The sequence below is a fragment of the Roseobacter sp. HKCCA0434 genome (assembly GCF_032464675.1).
In the GTDB taxonomy this organism is placed as follows: Bacteria; Pseudomonadota; Alphaproteobacteria; order Rhodobacterales; family Rhodobacteraceae; genus Pontivivens.
The window spans coordinates 24,939-46,965 of record NZ_JAWDKL010000012.1 but is presented as its reverse complement, the minus strand read 5'-3'; the positions used below and the strand labels follow the sequence as shown (position 1 = coordinate 46,965).

The 22,027-nt window shown below is 63.0% G+C and carries 17 protein-coding genes and 1 pseudogene; 5 read left to right on the top strand and 13 right to left on the bottom strand.

Annotated elements, in window-relative coordinates:
- Positions 1-7 precede the first annotated feature (7 nt).
- Genes RX333_RS09190 through RX333_RS09150 form a run of 9 tightly spaced genes read right to left on the bottom strand, consistent with a single transcriptional unit; the run spans position 8 to position 10,269 of the window.
- Entirely contained in the window at positions 8-1,054 is a 1,047-nt protein-coding gene (locus tag RX333_RS09190) for a hypothetical protein (RefSeq protein WP_316014637.1), read from the bottom strand.
- Positions 1,051-2,682: an ATPase, T2SS/T4P/T4SS family gene (locus tag RX333_RS09185; RefSeq protein WP_316014636.1), complete on the bottom strand. Its 1,632-nt coding sequence runs from the start codon at positions 2,680-2,682 to the stop codon at positions 1,051-1,053. The genes RX333_RS09190 and RX333_RS09185 overlap by 4 nt, the downstream gene beginning before the upstream one ends.
- Complete coding sequence (locus RX333_RS09180) at positions 2,679-3,413, bottom strand: hypothetical protein (protein WP_316014635.1); 735 nt, start codon at positions 3,411-3,413, stop codon at positions 2,679-2,681. The genes RX333_RS09185 and RX333_RS09180 overlap by 4 nt, the downstream gene beginning before the upstream one ends.
- Positions 3,410-3,961 (bottom strand): hypothetical protein, encoded by a 552-nt coding sequence (locus RX333_RS09175; protein ID WP_316014634.1) that lies wholly within the window; start codon positions 3,959-3,961, stop codon positions 3,410-3,412. Before RX333_RS09175 ends, RX333_RS09180 begins: the two co-directional genes overlap by 4 nt.
- 11 nt (positions 3,962-3,972) lie before the next feature.
- Positions 3,973-4,665: a hypothetical protein gene (locus tag RX333_RS09170; RefSeq protein WP_316014633.1), complete on the bottom strand. Its 693-nt coding sequence runs from the start codon at positions 4,663-4,665 to the stop codon at positions 3,973-3,975.
- Position 4,666: 1 nt separating this feature from the next.
- On the bottom strand, positions 4,667-6,670 hold the full coding sequence (locus RX333_RS09165; protein WP_316014632.1) for a hypothetical protein: 2,004 nt from the start codon (positions 6,668-6,670) through the stop codon (positions 4,667-4,669).
- A complete protein-coding gene (locus tag RX333_RS09160) occupies positions 6,663-7,892 on the bottom strand; it encodes a hypothetical protein (RefSeq protein ID WP_316014631.1) in 1,230 nt (409 codons plus the stop codon). Before RX333_RS09160 ends, RX333_RS09165 begins: the two co-directional genes overlap by 8 nt.
- A complete protein-coding gene (locus tag RX333_RS09155) occupies positions 7,889-9,346 on the bottom strand; it encodes a secretion protein (protein ID WP_316014630.1) in 1,458 nt (485 codons plus the stop codon). Before RX333_RS09155 ends, RX333_RS09160 begins: the two co-directional genes overlap by 4 nt.
- 5 nt (positions 9,347-9,351) lie before the next feature.
- Positions 9,352-10,269, bottom strand: a complete 918-nt coding sequence (locus tag RX333_RS09150) for a TcpQ domain-containing protein (protein ID WP_316014629.1) — start codon at positions 10,267-10,269, stop codon at positions 9,352-9,354.
- 615 nt (positions 10,270-10,884) lie between these two features.
- Here RX333_RS09150 and RX333_RS09145 point away from each other — a divergent pair.
- Positions 10,885-14,286 (top strand): SIR2 family protein, encoded by a 3,402-nt coding sequence (locus RX333_RS09145; protein WP_316014628.1) that lies wholly within the window; start codon positions 10,885-10,887, stop codon positions 14,284-14,286.
- Between the two features lie 200 nt (positions 14,287-14,486).
- On the opposite strand, the gene RX333_RS09140 is transcribed toward RX333_RS09145, so the two are convergent.
- On the bottom strand, positions 14,487-15,119 hold the full coding sequence (locus RX333_RS09140; RefSeq protein WP_316014627.1) for a tyrosine-type recombinase/integrase: 633 nt from the start codon (positions 15,117-15,119) through the stop codon (positions 14,487-14,489).
- A gap of 407 nt (positions 15,120-15,526) precedes the next feature.
- Positions 15,527-16,183, bottom strand: a complete 657-nt coding sequence (locus RX333_RS09135; RefSeq protein ID WP_316014626.1) for a hypothetical protein — start codon at positions 16,181-16,183, stop codon at positions 15,527-15,529.
- Positions 16,184-16,320: 137 nt separating this feature from the next.
- On the opposite strand from RX333_RS09135, the gene tnpA reads away from it, so the two are divergent.
- Genes tnpA through tnpC form a run of 3 tightly spaced genes read left to right on the top strand, consistent with a single transcriptional unit; the run spans position 16,321 to position 18,755 of the window.
- Positions 16,321-16,725 (top strand): IS66-like element accessory protein TnpA, encoded by a 405-nt coding sequence (gene tnpA, locus RX333_RS09130; RefSeq protein ID WP_316014625.1) that lies wholly within the window; start codon positions 16,321-16,323, stop codon positions 16,723-16,725.
- A complete protein-coding gene (tnpB, locus tag RX333_RS09125) occupies positions 16,722-17,072 on the top strand; it encodes an IS66 family insertion sequence element accessory protein TnpB (protein ID WP_316014624.1) in 351 nt (116 codons plus the stop codon). Before tnpA ends, tnpB begins: the two co-directional genes overlap by 4 nt.
- A 60-nt stretch (positions 17,073-17,132) precedes the next feature.
- Positions 17,133-18,755, top strand: a complete 1,623-nt coding sequence (gene tnpC, locus RX333_RS09120; protein ID WP_316014623.1) for an IS66 family transposase — start codon at positions 17,133-17,135, stop codon at positions 18,753-18,755.
- Between the two features lie 40 nt (positions 18,756-18,795).
- On the opposite strand, the pseudogene RX333_RS09115 reads toward tnpC, so the two are convergent.
- Together RX333_RS09115 and RX333_RS09110 are read right to left on the bottom strand one after the other, a co-directional pair.
- Positions 18,796-19,356, bottom strand: a pseudogene (locus RX333_RS09115) (hypothetical protein); the annotation flags it as partial.
- Between the two features lie 463 nt (positions 19,357-19,819).
- The gene (locus tag RX333_RS09110) at positions 19,820-20,002 is read right to left on the bottom strand and encodes a hypothetical protein (protein WP_316014622.1); all 183 of its coding nucleotides are present in this window, start codon (positions 20,000-20,002) and stop codon (positions 19,820-19,822) included.
- A 663-nt stretch (positions 20,003-20,665) separates the two neighbouring features.
- Between RX333_RS09110 and RX333_RS09105 the strand changes: the two genes are divergently transcribed.
- A complete protein-coding gene (locus tag RX333_RS09105) occupies positions 20,666-21,982 on the top strand; it encodes a phospholipase D-like domain-containing protein (RefSeq protein ID WP_316014621.1) in 1,317 nt (438 codons plus the stop codon).
- Positions 21,983-22,027 lie beyond the last annotated feature (45 nt).

Here is a 22,027-nt window from a genome sequence, read left to right as displayed (position 1 = left end):
TCATGGTTTACTGGACCGCTTGAACCGAGGTGAGCATGGCGATCATCGCGGCCGCGAGAGAGACCGCGAAGAACGCCAGGAACATGAGATTGAGGATCGCGACATTGCGCTTCATCGTGCGCTCGACCTTGCCGATCCAGCGGTCGAGATAGGTGCCGAAGCTGACGATCCCGCCGACGCGCGGGGCGAGGGCTTCGAGGACCGGCGAGAGGTCGCGATCGGGAAAGTCGGGGCCCGCCTTCATGCAGGCCGTGCCGATGTCCACGGTCTCCAGCTCGACCGCGACCCGCTCCATGCGGTCGCGGGCATAGGGAGAGGCATGTTCGGCCATGCGCCGGATGGCGCGGGAGTTCACGTCGCCGCCCGCGCGCGCCAGTTCCACCACGGCCATCGCGAAGCCGACGCCGTAGCGGAAGCGATAGACGTTCCAGGGCGGCACCCGGTCGGCGAAGCGGCGCAGGCGGCCGGTCCAGATCGGGCGGGACAGGAACGCGGCGACGGCCATCAGCACCACGATGCTCGCGATGAGCTGCCCGTTCGCGGCACCGCCTTCGGCGATGGTCGCCACCAGCGAGGTGATCGGGTTCCACAGAAGCGGGTTGGAGATCTCGCGCAGAACCGGGAAGAGCTGGGTGCCGAGCACGTAGTAGAGGATGCCGATCGCCACGAAGAGCAGGGCCGGCATGGCAAGTGCGGCGGAGGTCGCGCGCTTGATCTCGGTATCGGTGCGCGCGATGCGGCCCGCGCCAGTCAGCAGCACGCCGAGATCGGCATGGGCGGCATTGGCGAAGAGCGGAGCCTCGCCGCCCGAGCCGTAGAATTGCAGGGCTTGGGTCAGACGGCCGGTCGCGAGGCTTTCGCGGATGTCCCACAGGATGTCGGCGGCGGTGCCGCTGCCGCGCCCCTTCATGGTCTTCGCGGCCAGCTCAAGGGCTTGGCCAGTGTCCATATCGCTGTCGATCAGCTGCGCGATCAGCTCCCAGCTGTCGGCGCGCAGCGACGAGGTGAAGAGCGCGCGGCGGATGCGACGCGGCCAGGTCGGCTCGAAGCTCATGCCGCCACCCTCGGACCCTTGCGGGTCTCCATGCCTTCATGTGCGCGCTTGGTCTCCGCATCGAACGGATCGGCGCTGCCATCGAGGACGCGGGCGAGGACCTTGGTGCCGAGGGGCACGCCGCCCAAACCACCCTTGTCTTGCGGGGTGAGCCAATGCGCCTTCGCGCCGAGCGCGTCGTTCTCGGCCACGGCGGCGAGATAGGAGCTGTCGGGCTCGATGAACTCGCAGACCGCGCTCATCCGCGCGTAACCCGCCCAGGCATCGGCGCCGCTGCCCGAGCCTCTGCGGCAGGATTTGCAGCCCGCCGGATTGCGCAGGCGCAGCTTCGCGCGCTCGGGTGCTGCGAGGCCGTCGAGATAAGCGGGCAGCGCGTCTTCCTTGCCGACCGGCTGCGCACAGTCGGGGCAGAGAGTCGGCAGCAGCTTTTGCATCATCAGGAGACGCAGCACACCGGGGCGGGCCAGCTCCTGCGGAGCCACGCCCATCGAGATGAGGCGGAACGGGATGTTGTTGACCTCGCCGACATGGAGCGTGGTCAGGCACAGATGGCCGGACGAGACGAACTGGAGGACTTGTGCCGCGCCATAGACATCGCGGATTTCCGAGATCACCCCGACATCGGGGTTGATTCGGGAGAAGTGCATCAGCGCCTTGCGGTAGACTTCGGTGCGGGCTTCGCCGTCCCCGGCGGAGGCCACGGGGATCTGGATGATACCCTCTTCGCGCAGGCGGACCTCGACCGGATCCTCGACGGTGACGATCGAGACGCGGCCATCGGTCTCCTGATGGAGGCGCTGGACCATGCGGATAAGTGTGGTGGACTTCCCGTCGCCGGTGGAGCCGCCCATGACCATGGCGCCGTCGCCAGCGCGGCGGATACGCGCGAGCGCCGCCATGGCCTCCGCGTCGAGGCCCAGGTCTTCGAGGGTCTTCGTGGCCGCGTCGGCCTCGGAATAGAAGAGACGCAGGACGGTATGTTCCTGCTGGCCGTTATCGCCTTCATGCGAGCCTGCCTGACCGCGCAGCTTCACGAGGCCCTGCGGGAGCGGGAAGAGGGGCGCAGAGCTGACCGAGAAGGACTGGAACGTGCCTTCGGTGCGCGAGGTCTGGCCGCTGCCACCATCGCGGGCGTCGAAGATCGCGGCGGAGGCGGCGATGCCTTCCTCGCGGGTCCATTGCGGACCGAAGGCGATCTCGGCCCCGGCGATCTTGGCGCGGATCTCGGTCGCCCCGTCTCGCACGAGAATCTTGAGATCGCTCGCGCGGGCGCGGGTGGCATCGGCGAGAAGCTGATGGATGCGCTGGTTCAACTCGGACGAGCTGCGGCGCAGGGTTTGGCGGCGATCTATGTCGCCGCTCTCGTAGAGCGCCTTGATGTCGGCCAGCTTGACGACGTTGCGGGTGGTCAACTGGGGGAACGTGCCCCAATCGACGATCTGTTGCAGCTCTTCGAGCACGCTTTCATCGGTGGTGTAGCCATCGGCGATGAACCATTCGCCGGTATCCCGCACGGCGCAGACTTCCTGCCAGCTCGGGCTTCCGGCCAGGATGATGCCGTTCTCCAGCACCGTCGGACGACGGCGCTTGGGCAAGGACCAGCCGGAGAAGAGCGTGCCGAACTTCATGGCCGCACCGCCTCGCTGCGCGTGCCTTCGAGCAGCGGCTGATCCGAGCCGGACATGCGCGGCAGCACCAGTTCGCCCAGCTCGTCGCGCACGAGGACGCGCGCGCGGTCGATCGAGACGACCTCGACGCCGCCGGGCAGGACGGAGCCTTGCCGGACGCGCAGTTCCTGGCCCACGGCGGCTCCGGCGATCTCCTCGACCACTTGCAGCAGGGCGATGAAGCGGTCCCCGCTTCCGCCGATCACATAGGTCCGGAAATGCTCGGCCGAGCGGGTCTGGACCACGGGGACGATGACGGGTTCGGGGCGCGGCTCGGAGCGCGCTGCAGCAGGCTCCACGGGAACGACGGTCTCGGGCGCAGTGACGGTGCCCGCCCCGCGCCATTCTTCCCAGGCTTCCCGCACGGCGAGGTCGTTCTCGATGGCCTGTTCCACGAGATCGGTGCGCCACTGGCAGGCTTCGAGCACTTCGCGCTCGATCATCATCAGGTCCGCCGCCTCGAACCCGTCGGTGGCTTCGTCATAGGCTTCGCGGATCGCATCGGCCGGACAGGGCGGCCAGTCCCAGACATCACCGATCAGCAGCCCGATCCCGTCGGGATCGGGCGCGGCCGCGGGCGTATCAGTCTCGGGTGGTGAGACGGTCGCGGTGTCCATATCTTCCGAGCCGACCGAGATCTGCGCGGAAAGCGGCGTGGCGACGAGCGCGAGGATGGAGACGAGGCGGATCATTGCAGGACCTCGCGCACCATGTCGGCATCGAAGGTCTGGGCGACGCCATCGACTTCGATCTCCACCCTGTCGCCATAGACGAACCAGCGGCCGGTCCCGGCCTCCGATCCTTCGGGGAAGGCCAGCGAGAAGAAGCCCGCGAAGGCGGTCCCGGTCGGGGCCGGGCCGACGGGGGCGGCGAGGACGGCGCCATCGAGGGCGCGAACGGGATCGACCAAGGCTGCCGGGACGTCCCGTCCCGTCGCGGTCAACGGCGGGGGAGCGTCGAAGGCGAAGGCGCGCGGGTCGCCGTTCAGCCATTCGATCACCCAATTACCGTCGCGGCGATCGCGGATCACACCGTAGTCGATGGCTTCATTGCCATCGAGCTTCCAGACCAGATCGAGCGGAGGGTAGAAGGCCAGCTCGTCGCCGAACCGCGTCTCGAAGGTCTGATCGGCATGGGCCTGCACGTATCGCAGCGCCTCCGAGAAGGTCGCGAAGGTCTCGGCCCCGGCCGGGATCGGCGCGACGGCGAGAGCGGTCAGGAGGGCGAGCGGCTTCATCATCGGTCCAACCCTCAGCGATCCGCGTCCCAGGGCCGGAACGTCACCGGCGTCACCAGATCGGGACGCAGGATGCGCTGGCCGGGATCCTGGGCGATCAGGGCGTCGTAATTGGTCGCGGTCTGCGCGGTGTTGACCTCGAAGCCGAGCGACTGCGCGGACGGGAAGTCGGGGCACTCGGTATAGACCATCGCCGGGATGCGGGTCTGGAGATGGCCGACATTGTGCTCCCAGAAATATGGACGCTGATAGTAGAAGCCGACGAGTTGACCAGTGCGGCCGTTGTACTGATAGGTTCGACCGCCACGAACTTCACCATTCTCGATGTACTGCACACCCGGCCAGCTCGCGCGCTGCCGCTCACTTTCGACCCAATAATGCCTGACCGCGTCCGTACTGATAGAACGAGTATCTTGCTCGATGTCGCACGATACGCTTTGCCCATTGCGAGTGAAGACCTGAACCATGACCGCTGCTTCATCCGGATCACGCTGACCGGCCTCGAACCGATTGACGAATACGGACCCGGCGAACAGCTCCTGCGCATCCTCCGGAAGGAGGTTCTGTCGGTAGACCCGCGAGCGGGACCGCTGGGGGTTGTCCCACTGGTCGAAGGTCTCGTAGGGGCGGCTCGTCTGCGCCGAGCCGCACCCGCTCATCGTGGACGCCACCAGGGCGCAAGCCATCAGTTTGAAGATCGTCTTCATCTCACACCTCGTATTCGTCTTTGGGAAGCACCAGGCCGATCGCGATGAGCTGCACGGTGCGGAAGAGGAAGGTCCGGGCGGTGCCCCAGGTGCGCTTGCGCCCGGTCGCGAAGCCCACGAAGTCGCGGAACTCGCCGTAATACTGATCGGCCTGCCCGGCGGCGATCTTGCGGTTGCCGACCCAGCGATAGCCACGCCGCAGGGCTTCGCCCCACCATTTGCCGTGGAGATTGGCGACGCACCAATCGACGGCCTCGGCCTTCATCTCGCTGGTGAAGGCTCCGGTGGCGACGGCGTGAGTGGCGATCACGCAGCCACCGCCTCCACCGCCGCCATTGCTGTCGCTTCCGCCGCCGTTACCTCCACCGCCCGGACCATTGCAGCCGCCGCAGCCACCGGACACCTGACCACCACCGGGATTGTGACTGCCAGTACCCGCAACCGCGCTGCCGAGATCGTTGTAATCGCCTTTGCCATCGCCATCGACGTCCCAGCTGGTTTCGTCATCGTCGTTGCCGCCGAACCCGCCGCCATTGCAGATGTTGGCGATCGCCGTCCAGCTACCATAGGTCCGCTCGGTCTCGTCCGCCTGGACCGCGTAATCCGTCACCGTCTCGGTATAGCTGCGCCGCTGACGCGCGCAGCCGCTGTCGCGGGTCTCGACCCCGTCGCGCGTGCTGGTCGTGTGGCAGGTATTCGTCGTCTCGACCCAATCGCCGATGCTCTGCATCTCGCGGCTCTCGTTGCCGATCGTGTGCTCGAACTCGACCGTCACCGTCATGATCTCACGTTCCCGCTCCAGCTCCCCGTCGGGGAAACCGGGATAGGCTTCGGAACAGACCTGCTGCTCCGTCTCGATCGTCGTCTCTTCGGTCCAGTCGTAGTCGGGCCGGTCCCCGGCATCATCGCAGGGGTCCATCGTCAGCACCCAACTGTCGGGGTCCTCCCGATAGGCCAGCTCCTCGCCTTCGATGTAGTAGCCCCGCGCGGGTACGATCTCTTCGAGCCGCACGTTCCATTGGCGCAGCGACGTGATCGTCAGGCCCGCGACCTCCATCTCGCATTCTTCGAGCACGACCGTCTCGCGCTCGAAGGGCACACGGCAGCCATGCACGTATTCCCAATCGCCGGGGAAATCCGGGATCAGGTCGCCATCGGCATCGCGCGGTTCGTCACCCATGGTCCGCGACACCTCGACGATGCTGCGGCGGCGCACCTGAAGGCCGACCGTCAGCGTCGGATCGGACGCGGGCGGACAGGCCATCGTCTGATCGCGCTCGCGCCGGTTGAAGTGGACGAAGGCCGGGCCCATCCGCCGTCGACCATAGATCGCGAGGACATCGTGATCGGGCAGCGCCCCCCAGGTCGCCACATCCGTCAGGCAGGTGGGTAGCACCACTTCCTCGCCGTCGATCGCGCGCATCACATGCCCGCCATTCTCGGGCGAAATGATCGCGAGCGGCTGGATGCCGTGATTGGTCCAGCGCGAGCCGCGAACCGCGTGCCACGCCTTGTTCGCCCAGGCCGTGTCGCGCGGAGTGCCTACGCCAATGAACTCGTCCCAATCGAGGAAGGTCAGCACCTCCATCTGGGTATTGGGGCCGTAGAGACCCGTGACCGGGTGAGGAGTGCGCTCGGTACAGATCCGGTGCCGGACCTGGAACTCGCGGCCGAACGCCTCGTCGTAGATCGGACGCCCATCGGTCTGGACGAAACCCTCGACATCCTGGTTGGCCTCGACGAAGCCCACGAGCGCGGGATCGGTATAGGCCCCTGCCCCGTCCTTGACCGGCAAATGCTCGCCGCGGATCGAGTCCATCAGCGCCTCGTGCATCCGGCGCAGTTCGACGACCACGCGCGCGCCCGCGCGGCGTCGATCCATCGAGTCCGCATCGGCGCGGGTCTCGTAGAAGTCCTGTGCCAGGACCGGCATCGCCATAGGCGAGGTCAACAAGGCGATGATCGAGACGGTCCCGATCAGATTGTTGGCGGCGCGATCAGTCATTGGCGGCAACCTCCATGGGCTCGACGAAACTCCGGGTGACGGTGCGGGGAACGATGGTCAGCGTGACGACCTCGCCCGCGACCTCGAACTCGGTCAGATCGGCATCGGGCACGACGAGGAAGCGGCGCAGCGCATCGCTCATCGAGGTGCGCGCGCGCACCGTGACGCGCGGCCGTCCGCGGTGCACATCCGTCTCGATGCGCTGGCGCACCCCGGCAAAGGCGTTCTCGACGGAGGTGCCGAGGGTGCCGAGACCCAGATCGGGCGCGGTTGCAGCGTCCCCGCTCACCTCGACCGGATCGGCCTCGAAGGGCAGCGCGGTGATGAGGCGATCGTTCTCGAAACGCAGCTCGTGCGGCCAGTCGCGGAAGGCGCGTTCGGCCATGCGCTGCGCGATGATCGTGTCGAAGCGACTGACGAGCTTCAGCTCGCGCCAGGCGACGCCGCCCGCGTCGCTGTTGACGGGCGCGTCGAAGCCGGGACCGGCGCAGCCTTCGGCGGCGACTTCCCAGCCCAGCACGCGGGGCCATTCGGCTTCGGCGGCGAAGCGGCATTCATTGGAGAAGGCGACCCAATCGGTCTCGTGGAATTGCTCGATCCGCTCGACCGTGACGGGTGCTTCGGGTTCGAAATTGATCGCGACCCCCGCAAACGTGCCCCCCAGCACGAGTGCGAGGGCCGCTCCCGCCGCGAGGACCCCCTTGCGGCCCCCATTACGCCGAAACGTCACAAGGGGATCCTCCCCCTCCAGTCGGCGGCGGTAGTCGATGGCGACCAGCTCGGCATCGGCCTGCCGGTCTGCAATGAAATTCTCCACATCGGCCCGGATCTCGGGCGAGCAGGCGATCTGGTCGATGCTCTCCGATTGCAGGCGGCGCTCGACGGCGGCGAGCGCCTTGCCGATCTCCTCGAAGACCTGTTCGGACAGCATCTCGATCCGGCCACGCACATAGCCCGCGACCCAATAGGCGTTCCCGGCCTCCACGATGGCGATGACGTGACCGGCGGCGGCGTCGATCCGACGCCCGACCAGCTCGGCCATTGTCGGCAGACCGATCGCGCTCGCGTTGGACATGCCGGCAATGCGCTCGTCGAGCTTGGCGACGGCGGTGGCCCGTCGACCGGCGACGGTGGGCACGCCCTTGCGCGCGAGCCGCCAGGACAGGCCGCCCACGGCGTCCCGGCCGGGGGCGAAGCTGAGGATCTGGGCTCCCCCGCTCATCGGCCCGAGTCCCCGATGATGGCGAGCCGGACCAGCACGACCATGCGGACCCGCTCGGTCGCGGAGTTGTTGCGACCGCCGAGCCCGACGAAGTTCGGCGCGCCGGTGCCGAGCTGGTCGCGGCGGGCGAAGTCCTGTTCGTAGCCCGAGAGGATCAGCGTCTCGCCCGGCGACAGAATCGCGTCGGATTGCAGCGCGCGCTCATCGACATTCGGCAGCTGCACCTGGAGATCGTTGGACGAGAAGGTGTCGAGCGCATTGAGCGCCCGCTGGACCAGCGTGAGGTTGAGCTGGATGTCGCCATTGCTGACGATGCGCGGCAGCGCGTGGATCGAGATGCCGGTGTCGATGGTCGAGGTCTCGATCTCCTGCGAGACGGTCTCGCCGGTCGAGACCACCGATTGCGAGGAGACGAAGTTCTGCTGGTTGCGCAGGACGATGGGGGACCAGACGCCCGATTGGGCGATGCTCGACCCTTGCCGGAAGTCCACCACGGCCCGGTTGCGCGACAGACCGCGCAGGCTGATGCCGATCCCGTCGAGGGTGACGGTGCCGACCCCTGCCCCGAGCAACGTACCGGTGACACCGGTGGCGGTGAAGTCGCCGCGGGCGACGTTGAGCGCAGCCTCGAACTCGTCGGCCCGGTCCACATCGACGAGGTAGACCCCGACTTCGAGCCCGATCCGGGTCGAGTAGATCGCATCGAAATCCTCCACGACGCGCTCCGCCTCGCGCTGGACCGACGGCGGGCCGAAGACGCTCACCGTCCCGGCATTGCGGGCATAGACCACGTTGGAGGGTGCTGCGGCGACCTGCGCGAGGCGGGCTTCCAACTCGCCCCACGGATCCTGATCGCTGGAGCGGGTCAGCTCCACCGAGGTTCCGCTATCCGACAATCCGTTCACCGAGGACGAGAAGGCCATCGAGCCGGTCGGGAGCGGCACCTGGAAGGTGCGTGTCACCATCCGGTCGAAGATGATCGCGGCCCCGTCATAGAACCATTCGGTGTCGGTCCGCGCGGCAACGCGATCGAGATAGCGGCTGAGCGTCCCTTCATGCGACAGCGTGATCGGCGTGCCGATCGGGATCTCGATGAGCGAGCCGCCGGGGACGGCGTAGACGGTGCGCACATTGACCGGGATGCCGGTCTGCGCGGTCACGACCGCTGCGACCTCGGCGATGTCGGCGCGCTGATGATCGACGATGAAGCCGCGGGCCGTCTCGTACTCGTTCGGCAGCGGTTCTCCGCTCTGCACACCGCGCAGCGTCGGGGCCTGACCGCCATAGTAGGGCTCGGCCACCTGGACCAGCTCGCCACGCTGCGCCTGTTCCATCTGGCGCAGGAACTCCTCGGTGAGGCGCGACTGGTCCTCGACCTGCGTGGTCGCGTCCTGTTCGATCTCACAGCCCGCGAGGGCCAGCACCGTTGCGCAGAGGATTGCAAACCGCTTCATCTGTCTCAGTCCACCTTGATGACGTTGTTCTCGAAGATCCGCACGAGCGGGCGGCGGCCGGTGCCGCTGCCGCCGAGACCGCGCACGATGCGGCCCACCGCTTCCTGGAAGGTGCCGACCTCCGAGACCGGGACCTGGATGATCCAATCCTCGGTCGTGTCCACGAGGACGACCCATCCGGCCTCCTCGCCCCAGCGGCGCAGGACATCGGTGAAGAACTCGCCCGCCTCCGCGCGCCAGGTCGGCATGGGGATCGGGGTCGGCGCAGGCTCGATGATCGGGGCGGGGTCGGCGACGACCTCGACCGGCTCGGCGACGGGGGCGGCAACGATGACCGGCGCGGCGGCGGGGACCGCTGCTGGAGCTGGCTCGCCAGGCGGGCCCGATACGGACCGCACCGCGTCATAGCAGGGAAGAAGAAGCACCTCGCCCGCGGGCGGCACCTGGCCGGGCGTCAACTCGTTGAGGATGGCGATGGTCCCGACCTGCGAGGCATCGCCGTACCAGGCCGTCGATATGCCCGGGATGGTGTCGCCTGCCCGTGCGATATGCGTGGGGCAGTTGGGTTGTGAATTGAACGCGGGGTTCCGGGTGATGGAAACCGCAGGCACACCCGGTGCGGGCCCAGTTGTCGTCGGTTGTCCGCCGCGCGCGAAAACTGCGCGGAGGACGTCTGCGGAAATCGCAGCTCCCGATCCCTGCGCTGTTGTTACACGATCGCCAATTGCCAAGGCCGATTGCGCACTCTGCACATTGGCTGAACTTGAGACCTCATCATGGTGATCAGCGATCGGCATCAGGATTGTCGGGTCCGGGCAAACGATCAGGTTGCCGTTGTCTTGAGCCGACAGTTCACCGGTTACGACGAGACAAAGCATACCCGTCGCGCCGGCCAACAGGCCTTGCACGTTGTGATTGTACACAACTGTATTTCCTTGGAATTACGCGGTTCAGCGCATCTTGGATGCGCTCTCGATGGGAAGCGCTTCTATGAAGTGACGCAACGTCATTCAACAGAAAAGTTTGGTAGAGCTTGAAATTCTAGAACGGCGTAAACTCAAGCTTGAGTGCGCAGCCTGTAGTCGCTAGTCGGAAGTGCTGATTGAACTGAGAGCGCCAAGATCCAGCTTGCTGGCAGCGAGCTTAAAGCGCAGAGATCACGCAATGGGGCATCCTCGATGCCGTCGCCGATGTCCAAGTTGGGCGGAGAGCAGACTTTCGCCGCAGGTGCGAGGGGATCCCAAGTCTACTGCGGAAGCGGACATTTAGTTGCAAGCCCAGCCCGCATCTGGCCGATCGAAATGAAGGGCGGGAAGCGTATCTCCCCCGCTGGTCTGCTGCTACGGTCATGTGGCGCGAAAATGTAGCATTATCCAAACGATTCTTATTGCGGCGTTGAAAACGCCGGAAATCTCAAACAAGCGCTTCATTGGAGAAATCTCAATTTGACTACTATCCTTAACAAAGTCAGATCGCTTGGAGATGGATCGGCATTTGATGCATTCGCGCAAGCATTGTGGACGAATGAGGCAGCCGTCATGGTCGGTGCCGGTTTCAGCCGCACCTGTCGTCGTGAACATGATGCGCCTGTTCCACCGCTCTGGGGAAATTTCGCCGCCCGAATGGAAGGCTCGCTTGGCTATGTCGCGGGGAAGGGTCCTGACGCATTGCGCCTTGCGCAGGAGTATCAGGCGCAACACGGCGAAGATGGGTTGGACCGATTGATCCGGGAGTTGGTGACGGATGACCGGTGGGAACCATCGAATCTTCATCTTCAGCTGATGGAGTTTCCTTGGGTCGATGTGTTGACGACGAACTGGGACACCCTGTTGGAGCGCACGTCCCCGAAGACACCAGATCGCGTCTATAGCTGCGTCCGGACGATCAGTGACCTCGCGCGTGCGCGCGCACCGCGCATCGTCAAGCTGCATGGCTCTTTGCCGTCTTCCAAGCCATTCATTTTTACCGAAGATGAATTTCGGACCTATCCCGCAAGATTTGCCCCCTTCGTTAACCTGGCCCAACAGGTGATGTTGGAGAACGAGCTTTGTCTTATCGGCTTCTCGGGGATCGACCCGAACTTTCTGGCTTGGAGCGGCTGGGTGCGTGACACATTGCACGTGTCTGCCCGTCGAATCCGGCTAGTCGGTGTACTGAACCTGACCCCGGCAGCGCGATCCCTGCTTGAGCATCGCAATGTCACTCCAATTGACCTGGCGCCTCTCGTTGAGAACGAGCTGCCCAGTGAACGACACGAGAAGGCGCTTGAGCTGTTTTTTGCCGCCTTGCTTGAGGCAAAGCCGCCGTCCCCCTTCGAGTGGGCGTTGTCACCAGATCGCTTCAATGCTTCCCCAAGTGGGCCAGATGAGGACAAGGCAAGCCGCAAGGACGTGGCAACTACGTGGACTGCAGATCGGCGTATTTATCCCGGCTGGATTGTCGCGCCAGAAAGGGTGTCTCATTCCTTGCGGTACTCCTCTCCGATGGTGCGACGGGTAGAAGAAACGCCAGAAGACCACTTGAGGTTTGCGGCTGAACGGATCTGGAGGCGGACCATTGCGGGTGTTACATTGTTCCCCAGTGACATTGATGAGGCGGATCGACATTTCAACGCGGTCTCATGCCTTTCGCTACAACAGCGCACGGACCTCTGCGTTAGTGCTATAAAACACTGGCGAAAGTTTCGTGACTGGGACCGCTGGTCTACATGGATGAGGCGACTGGCGGCAACCTCAGGTGAAGACGCCAACCTGTGGCACGCCTACGAGACGGGCTGGAAGGCTGTACTCGATTGGGACGATGACGGCGTACAAAAAGCAACCGACACGATGTCTTCGGACGCACCTATCTGGGTGATGCGGCGTGCAGCGCTTCGTTCGACCCTCTTTGCATATCGGGATGCAGCCTTGGATTACGAGGCTGCGCTCTTGTCAGTCCGGCAGAAATTACGATCAGCTCCGCGGTCGGCATGGCTGATCTCAATAGAGGGGTGGGCGGCGTTGTTTCACAAGGTGACGTTCAATGCACTGACGGATGACCTGACCTCCTTTGCCGAACATGACACGGATGAGACGCAACTGCGCTATGCCGGTGCAAAAGCCGATCCATGGGACGAAATCTCACGCCGAGACAGGCTTGCAACGGAGCGGACCGAACGGAACAGAACCGACGGTGAAGAGTGGGCCCTGTCGTTCAAGCCCGGGCGCTATAGGCCGGGCGGTGTCAGACGGCTTGGCGGTGATGATGAATGCCCGTTCTACGGTCTGCTGGATCTTATGGAACGGACCGGCGCGCCAGAGAGGAGCATACATGCCAACCTTTTCTCCGACAGGCTTGTCGCAGGGTATCTCGCGCTCAAAAGCCCCGATGACGATGATCTGATGACTTTTCTCGCGCGCTATCGCGGGACCGATGTCAAGGTCCTCGATCGCATCCTTACGCGAATGCGTCTTGCACGGTTGAGTGACGTCGCAGTCAAAGTGTTGCTGGATAATATTGGCAAACGAATAGATCGAATACTGAAGAACCATGGCGGTCGTCGCCATGATGACCATGTGCGCTTCTTGTTGGCCTTGCTGGCACGCGTGGTAGTCCGCGCTGATAACGCAAAGGCACTCGAGATGTATCAATGGTGTCTTGGCCTGTTGAACGCCCCTGAGCTTTGGTGGAACTGTCTCAGCGAGTGCGGTGGCGTGCTCGCGGCGGCCATTGAAGTGATGGGTGATGACAATCGTCAGACTGCATTGCACCTCGCGCTTGAACTCAAACTTCCATCGGAAGGTACGGCCATGGGAATCGAGCGAGACTGGCCGGAGCTTATCGACGATTTCACATCGGATGATCTTCGCAAATTGACGGTCTCCCCCTCGCTTTCAAATCGCATTGACGCCCTGATTGCCTTGGCGCGGACAGGTCAGAGCCTTGATCGGACGCGCGCGCTAACGAGACTCAGGAGGCTGCATCGCGCCGGAAAGCTGACGGATGTCCAGAATTCGGCACTGGAGGATGCGATCTGGAGCCGGTGTGCCGATGCGGGGTGGCCTAAAGATCATGATCTGTACCCATGGGTGTTTTTGGACCTTCCGGGACGGGAAAGGGCTGGTGCGTTGTTCGTATCCTCGTTCGTAGAACCGGTGGCGGCGGGACAGGTCAGCGAAGACCTGTTGCTAAATTTGCGCATGGGGCTGTCGAAGCTGGAAAACCGGCCGAAAGCTGATACGTTGACGTCTTGTGTTGCGACCTGCGTGAATTGGCGCCCTCAACCTTGCGAAGCCTCAGACAGGCCTCTTGGGCTGTTCGAAGAGGTTGATCCTGACCGAGGCACCGCAAGAGAGGTCGGATATGTGCTGGCAAGCGCGTTGTTGCCTGCTTGCGCGGTTCCGGCACAGGATGCCGACTTGTCCAGTTTGATTTCCAACATACCCAGTCTCGATCATATTCCCACTTTGTCTGCGACGGCCTGTCAGATTTCCCGTCTTTGTCCGCAAAAAGGAGATGAGGCCATTGCGCTTGTCAGATCGGCGATTGCCAGCCGTGATCCGGGTCGGGTATATCCCTCATTCGCAGCCATCAGGCAGTTCCTTGGTAAGGCGGACAACGACAAGTCGATCCCGGATGAAATCGTCGAGATTCTACTGCAGATAGCTGAGCAGAGGTTGCAGCCAGGTTTGGCAAATGCGTTGGAATTTCTCGGGACCGCGATGGAACACATGGCCGAGCCGGCAAAAATAGCACTACGGCTCTCCAAAGCCTTGCCGCCGATTGTCGAAGAGTATCGGTATGATCAAGATCGGTTAGATGTGCCGTCAATGGCCGAGCTCCCGCTCGTACGGCGTCAAGCGCGACGTCTAACGCTGCTATTGGCGAACGATTATGAAGAGTTGCACACTGTTTTGACTCAGCTGAATGCGGACCCTATGCCGGAAGTTCACAAAGCTTAATGGAATATTTTCTCTTTTCTTGGCTTTGTTGCGAGAACGGATAGAGGAAAGGGTTACGTCCCGTGCGACAAGGCGTGTCCTTGGTCGGTTCCGGTGAACCTGCTGTAGCATCGCCGTCTCGCGTTCGCAGCGAAGGTCCGGTCTGACGGGCTGCGTTGCAGCATCTTGAATGCCGGTTGTAGGGCCGAAAAGGGCCGCCGCTACATCTCAACACTCTCTGAAATCGCTAGCGCATCCTCGAGTTCAACGCCGAGATAACGCACGGTACTGTCCATCTTGGTGTGTCCTAGCAGGAGCTGCACAGCTCGTAGATTGCCTGTCTTCCGGTAAATCTCTGCGACCTTGGTCCTGCGCATGGAGTGAGTACCATAGGCACTTGGTTCTAGCCCGATAGAGCTTATCCAGTTGCGCACGAGCCGCGCGTATTGCCGTGTCGAGATGTGGAGCCGGTCGTGGAAGCGGCCCGGCCACAGGTACTCCGATCCGATCATCAGCGGATCGTCGAGCCAGTCGGCAAGCGTCCCTCGAGTCCCTTCCGTGATCTCGAAGCGAACTGGCTTCTGCGTCTTGCTCTGCAAGATCGACGTGCGCTCCTTCACATGACCCGCGGCGTAGACATCGGTCACTTTGAGGCGGACGAGATCGCAGCCGCGAAGCTTGCTGTCGATAGCGAGATTGAAGAGCGCGAGGTCGCGCACTGCCTTCGCGATTTCGAGCCGCACCCGAATGGCCCAGACATGCTTGGGATGAAGCGGGCGCTTCTGGCCAATCAAGCGCCCCTTGTTCCAAGCAGGGCGGTTCTGGCGGACGGCTGGCAGGTTCGGAACAGACATGGCGGATCCTTCGCGATCCACCCTCCTGCCCTCCCGGCGACCCAGTGTCGGGGCAAGATGATACCACAGAATACGCACTCGAGCTTCACCAAGAAGCTGTCGCCCTAGACTCTATGTGCACCCTCATCTCTTTGCGGCACGAGAGCTCCGAAGCCATAGTAGGTTGGGCGGCGACCAATGGTAGTTCAACTTGGCCGTCCGAATGCCATCCAGCGGTGAACGGCTGAATGGAGCCCGCTTTACCGGATGCTGCACACTGCGCCAGTGTCTGCTCTTTCTGGCCCCGGTCAAAAACGTGACAAAATCAAAGGCAGTTTTGCCAAGGGTTTGTGGCATAAGAATTTCCAAGGATTTCGGTCTCAGCAGCGCCTGCGACAAAAACGGCCGTTTTTGACTTTTAGCACACGTCAAGGTGATCTGCTGAAGCCCGCGCTCAGCTTGGCGAGTTCAGCCTCGACGTGGCGTCGCCTTGCAGGCGTGCTATCGGGATGGTTTTTGGCTATCTGAAGCCAGTCTCGGGCCTTAGCCACTTCGTCGTGCTCGATGTACAGAATGCCAAGAGCGCGAGACGCAAGATGAGCCTCGCTGCCTGCCTCATATCGAATACGAAGAAATTTCTCTGCCTCGATTGGGTGATCCTGCAGCACCCGCCGTGAGGCTTCAAAGTGCGGCCAGCCTAGGACCAAGCGCAGCGCATCTTCTAGCTGTCCATCCCGTCGATACCCGGCGATTGGAGTCTCTATCGCATCGAACGGAAACCCCTTTCCCCCGGAGAATGCCCAATCAAGCAGGGCTTGTGCGGACAGACTGCGGCGCAGCGCCGAAAGAATGGCTCTATGAAATTCGGTGCCCGCAAGCTGCAGCTCCCGCATCCGGTCGCGTATCTCCGTCGCTTGATCGGGTGTTTCTACTTTAGAGGCGAGCGTGCCGGCCGTGAAGGCGTTCGGCTCGACGCCGTGCTGGCGCATCTCGTCGAGGATGGCGCGGGCCTCCGACCATGTCGGCGCACGGGCGGCAAGGGTACTCCAAGTGACGACGTCTGGCTCGACGCCGTGCTGGCGCATCTCGTCGAGGATGGCGCGGGCCTCCGACCATGTCGGCGCACGGGCGGCAAGGGTACTCCAGGTGACGACGTCCGGCGTATGCCTCCGGCAAGGGCCGCCTGAGCACGGGTTTGGATTTCAGCTAAGGGTCTGAACCTATGACAGACCATAGCTTCATGCCCCAAGTGGAAGTTCTTTCGGTCACGGATACTGGTCGGCGCCGTCGATGGACGGATGCGGAGAAGCTCCGGATCGTAGAGGAGAGTTATTCGGCACCGCGGATGGCCGCGGCGACGGCGCGGCGACACGCCATCTCTCGTTCGCTGCTGACGCGATGGCGGCGGGAAGCACGCCAGGGGCGGCTGTCGGCGCCGGAATCCGGGATGCATTTCGCGCCAGTGACGATCACAGCGAACGCGGGTCAGCGAGCTGAGACCGAGCGCGGCGATGCGCGCTCTGGCCGCTTCGAGATCATCTTGCAGAACGGACGACGACTGCTTGCTGACGCCTCGCTCGACGCGTCGGCTCTTACACGACTTGTGCAGATCCTGGAGCGGGCATGATCGCGTTTCCGGCCGGGGTGCGGGTCTGGATCGCGGGCGGGGTCACCGACATGCGCCGCGGTATGAACACTCTCGCGCTTCAGGTTCAGCAGGGACTCGGACGCGATCCCCACGCCGGCGAGATCTTCTGTTTCCGTGGGCGCAAGGGCGACCTGGTCAAGCTGCTCTGGCACGATGGTGTGGGCATGTCGCTCTATACCAAGCGGTTGGAAGCGGGCAAATTCATCTGGCCCGTCAGTCGTAGCGGAGAAGCCGTGCAGGTCTCCGCGGCCCAGCTCGGCTATCTTCTGGAAGGGATCGACTGGCGCAACCTGCGCTGGACGCAACGCCCTGCAAAGGCCGGATAAATCAGCCTCACAGACCTTATTTTCATGGGCTTTCCGGGCGCTGCGTGGTAGGTTTCGGCCATGCCGGATGCCGCTTCCGAGATCGCCAGATTGCGTGCCGCGCTCGCGGCATCGGAGGCCCGTGCCGAGTCCGCCGAGAGCGAGCTGGCGCAGGCCCGCGCGGTGGTCTCGACCTCCGAGGCGATGATCAAGCATCTCAGGCTCGAGATCGCCAAGCTGCGGCGGGAGCAATACGGCCATAGCTCGGAGCGCCGGGCTCGCCTGATTGATCAGATGGAGTTGCAGCTCGAGGAACTCGAGGCGGCCGCCACCGAGGATGAACTCGCCGCGGAGACTGCGGCACAGTCCACGCCTGTTGCCGGCTTCCAGCGCCGCCGCCCGGTCCGCAAGCCCTTTCCGGAGCATCTTCCGCGGGAGCGGGTCGTGATCGAGGCGCCCTCGTCCTGCGCATGCTGCGGCTCCGACCGCATCGTGAAGATGGGCGAGGATGTCACCGAGACGCTGGAAGTCATTCCGCGCCGCTGGAAGGTTATCCAGACCGTCCGCGAGAAGTTTACCTGCCGCCACTGCGAGACGATCAGCCAGCCCCCGGCGCCGTTCCACGCCACACCCCGCGGATGGGCCGGGCCGAACCTTCTGGCGACCATCCTGTTCGAGAAGTTCGGGCAGCATCAGCCATTGAACCGGCAGGCCGAGCGCTATGCCCGGGAAGGTGTTGATCTCAGCCTGTCGACCCTGGCCGACCAGGTGGGCGCCTGTGCCGCCGCGCTCGAGCCCATCCATGCGCTGATCCGCGACCATGTCCTGCAAGCCGAGCGGTTGCACGGCGATGACACGACGGTGCCGCTTCTGGTGAAGGGCGGGGCGCGCACAGCGCGGCTCTGGACCTATGTCCGCGACGACCGCCCGTTTGCGGGCGGTGCGCCGCCGGCGGCGTTGTTCTACTTCTCCAGGGACAGGGAGATGACCCACCCGAACCGGCATCTCGCGGGATGGCAGGGTATCCTGCAAGCCGATGCCTATGGCGGATACAACGATCTCTATCGCAGCGACCGTGACCCCGGCACGGTGAACAGCGCGCTGTGCTGGAGCCACGCCCGCCGGAAGTTCTTCGAACTCGCCGATATCAAGGAGAAGGCCCGCAAGAGGAAGCCAGACCATGACATCTCGCCCGTCGCGCTGGAAGCGGTCAAGCGGATCGATGCCATCTTCGACATCGAACGGGAGATCAATGGCCTGGATGCCGGATCGCGGCTCGAAGTCCGACAACGGTCACGCCCGCTGGTCGAAGACCTTCACGAATGGATGCGGAGCGAGCGCGACACGATGTCGAAGCACAATCCAGTGGCCAAGGCGATCACCTACATGTTCAAGAAGGACCGCTGGGAGGCCTTCACCCGCTTCCTCGACGATGGCCGGATCTGCCTGACGAACAATGCGGCCGAGCGGGCGCTGCGCGGCGTGGCTCTCGGCCGAAAGTCATGGCTCTTCGCCGGCTCTGAGCGCGGCGGAGACCGCGCGGCCTTCATGTATTCCCTGATCGTCACGGCAAAGATGAACGACGTCGATCCCCAGGCATGGCTTGCCGATGTGCTCGCTCGCTTGCCGGAGATGACAGCCTCTCGTGTGCCGGGTTTGCTTCCTTGGAACTGGCAACCCTCGGAGCGCAGCAAAGCCGCCTGACCGCGGCCCACGCCGGATGCTTACCGTCCGGCTCGACGCCGTGCTGGCGCATCTCGTCGAGGATGGCGCGGGCCTCCGACCATGTCGGCGCACGGGCGGCAAGGGTACTCCAGGTGACGACGTTCGGCTCGACGCCGTGCTGGCGCATCTCGTCCAGGATGGCGCGGGCCTCCGACCATGTCGGCGCACGGGCGGCAAGGGTATTCCAGGTGACGACGTCCGGCTCGACGCCGTGCTGGCGCATCTCGTCCAGGATGGCGCGGGCCTCCGACCATGTCGGCGCACAGGCGGCAAGGGTACTCCAGGTGACGACGTTCGGCTCGACGCCGTGCTGGCGCATCTCGTCCAGGATGGCGCGGGCCTCCGGCCATGTCGGCGCACGGGCAATTAAGATGGAATACGTGTACACGTCCGGAGGTGCAGCGCTCGTCGAGCCGAAGGCAATGACTCGAAGCGCGCGAGGATCGTCTTCGGCATTGAGCCAAAGGTTGAGCACCACGCGTTGACGCCGGGCGTAGGCTGCAGCGCGATCCGCTTCTTCGGATGGCAGCGAGGTGATTGCATCCGTATAAAGCGCGGCGCTGTCCTTGTAACAGCCCATTTCAAGAAGGATGGCTGCTTGTGCGGCTAGTGCCCTCGCATGAGATAGTTTGTGAGCGCCAGCGATCTCGCGGGCGTCAGCTGCCTCGATAACAAGACGATCTGCGCGGCGGGTCGCAGCAACTGATGCCTGAGCCTCCAACTCGGTTGCGCGCTGAAGGTGGGAGAGGGCCTCGCCAAGCTTATTCGCAGCCATAGCCGCCTGGGCCGCTGCGCGGCACGCCTCCGCCTCGGCCGAAAGGTTTGAAAGGCCGGCGAGATCCGCAAGTTCCGACCTCGCGTTCGGTGCGTCCGTGGAGCGACGAAGCAACTCGTCGAGCTGCGCGCGCATTGCAGCTATCTGACTGTCGTCGGCAACCGCGTTCGCCACGAGCGCGGTGACCTCTTCTTCGTCAAGGCCGTATTTATTGATGTCACGTCCCGCAGCGTAGCTGCCGCGGTCGGCAGAGACCCGTATCGGCCGGTCAGCCATCTTTAGGCGGACTCGAAATGCTTACGTCTCTCCCGGCGGCGACACTGTGGCGGTCGGCAATCACAGTGATCCTATTGTCGATGCCTGCAGCCTGACCGTCGGCAGCGAGCGCGCTGCGGAGCGACTCATCGAGTGCCTTGATCTCGACTTGTGTGTCGGTATCGAGATCGTCCACGTCCTCAGCAACTGAGACGGCACGGTGCTCGGCTTCCGGATCGGATTCAAGCTTCTCAACGTTCGTCGGTGAGGCGGGCAAGAGTCGCTGCCTTAAGCGCCCCGTAGGCATCCTTGGCGGCGGCGCCAAGGGTTTCCTTCCCGAGCGCCGCCGCACCTGAGGCAAGAGCAGCGGCAGCGAGCGTTCCAATAGTTACAGGTTCGGCCATTATTTCAATCCAGAGCCTACAGCCTAAACAAGATCGCAGACATAGACTGATCAGGTCAACCGGGACGCATCCCAATGATCGTTGAACAGCCGACCGTCGCAGCCGCGTCGGCCTAGTCAAGGGAGAGTGACACTGAAGTCCTACCGGGTCGACAGTGTTGTTTTGACCCGGTTATAGGCCCACGTCAAAAACGACCGTTTTTGGCGTGCAGGTTCTGTCACTGGGTTTGTGTCCGGTGTGCGGGACGAAGTTGCCGCTCGCGCCACAGCAAGCAATGACGGCAGGTAGCCCTATGCTGACCTTGACGCCCGGCTCGGCGAGGGCTCAAGAGCAGCCGAAACGCCGGTCGATCAATGGGGATGCTGTCATGCGGCGCTATAGAAAGCCATTCCGCAGCCTAAGTTAGTTCAGTAGTTTAGCTTCAACATTTAACATTTACGGAGATAGGTTCTGCAATGGCGCTTTCAGAACTATACGCAAACACGGGCGCAACCGGTTTCACCATCAATTTCTTTATGAATGCAGGACCGAACCCCAGATCAGGGCTACTGGCTGCGCCGTTCTTCACGTCAAATGACCCCATCAAGGCTCTGACGGACAAAGGGTGTGATGTCCGGTTGATCGTTCGGTTTTCGCCTATCACAACACCTGAGGCTCTTCGGCAAGCCTTTGAAAATCCCCGTGTCAAAGTCCGCTACTTCACCGATGCAAAATTCCATACGAAGCTCTACATTATCGACGATGTTGCGCTCGTCGGGTCCGCCAATCTCACAGATAGTGGTCTGAAAGCAAATCGTGAACTGTCTGTTCTTTTGCGACAAGATTGCGATGAAGCCTTCTACGCGCTCCCTGGCCTCTTTGATGAGCTCTGGAACGACGCAGACGTTCTAAGCGAAGAGGTGCTTCGCGAATATGAAAAGGCGTTCAAATCCAAAGAGAAGCCGCAGAACGAGGACGCCTTCGAGAAATTCATCCACAAATTCGTGAAACCTGCCGCCCCCAAAAGCATCGTCGTTGGCAGCGCTAAGAAGTCGAAGGAGCGCGCCTTCATCCAAGGGTTTCGCCGAAAATATGATGAAATTCTGGTGCCTGCGCACCATGAAATCCTTGAGGTCGCCCAACGACACGGCTTTGGGCGGCCAGAATATGCAGGTCAGGATCCCCAAATCGAGATGGGAAGATTCCTTGGTTGGCTGCGTCTGACACAAGGCAGCGGCGACGGTTGGCGTGAGACTTCGTTGCTCAGCGACCCAAATGACCGCGCCGCGCGGATCACCAAATATGTGCAGATCTGGCAGTCAACGGACGACACCGTGAAAGGCGATGTGTATCATGCCTCGGCAGAGATCGAAAACATCGCGAACATCCGGACCTACCTCTGTGACCCCAATGAGTTGGCCGAGCTGAGTTTTGACGATTTATTCCGGCACCTTACAGGTTGCCACGCTTTTCTTGAACGTCTGCGCTTTGTTTCTAAGGATATCGGAGAGGACCTGTCCGGCCTCGAGCGTTTGCGCATTGATTTCCAGAAGAAGAACTCGCGCGAAGCAGTCGTGCGAACGGTTCGCTATCTTCTGTCTGGTCCCGGTGATGCGATCGAACGCGCCTATGACTGCGTATACGGTAGCTACAAGCTCAACGGCTTCGGCGAGGCATGTGTTATGGAGCTTCTAGGCTGGGGGGATCCCACACGCCCTCCGTTCAATAACCGATCCATTCGTGGCATCCGCTTGCTGGGGTTCGATGTGGAGCATTTGGTCGCCGGTGAGTAGCAAAAATCTATGTGGCTGCTTCTTGCGCATTACTGCCACTCGTGC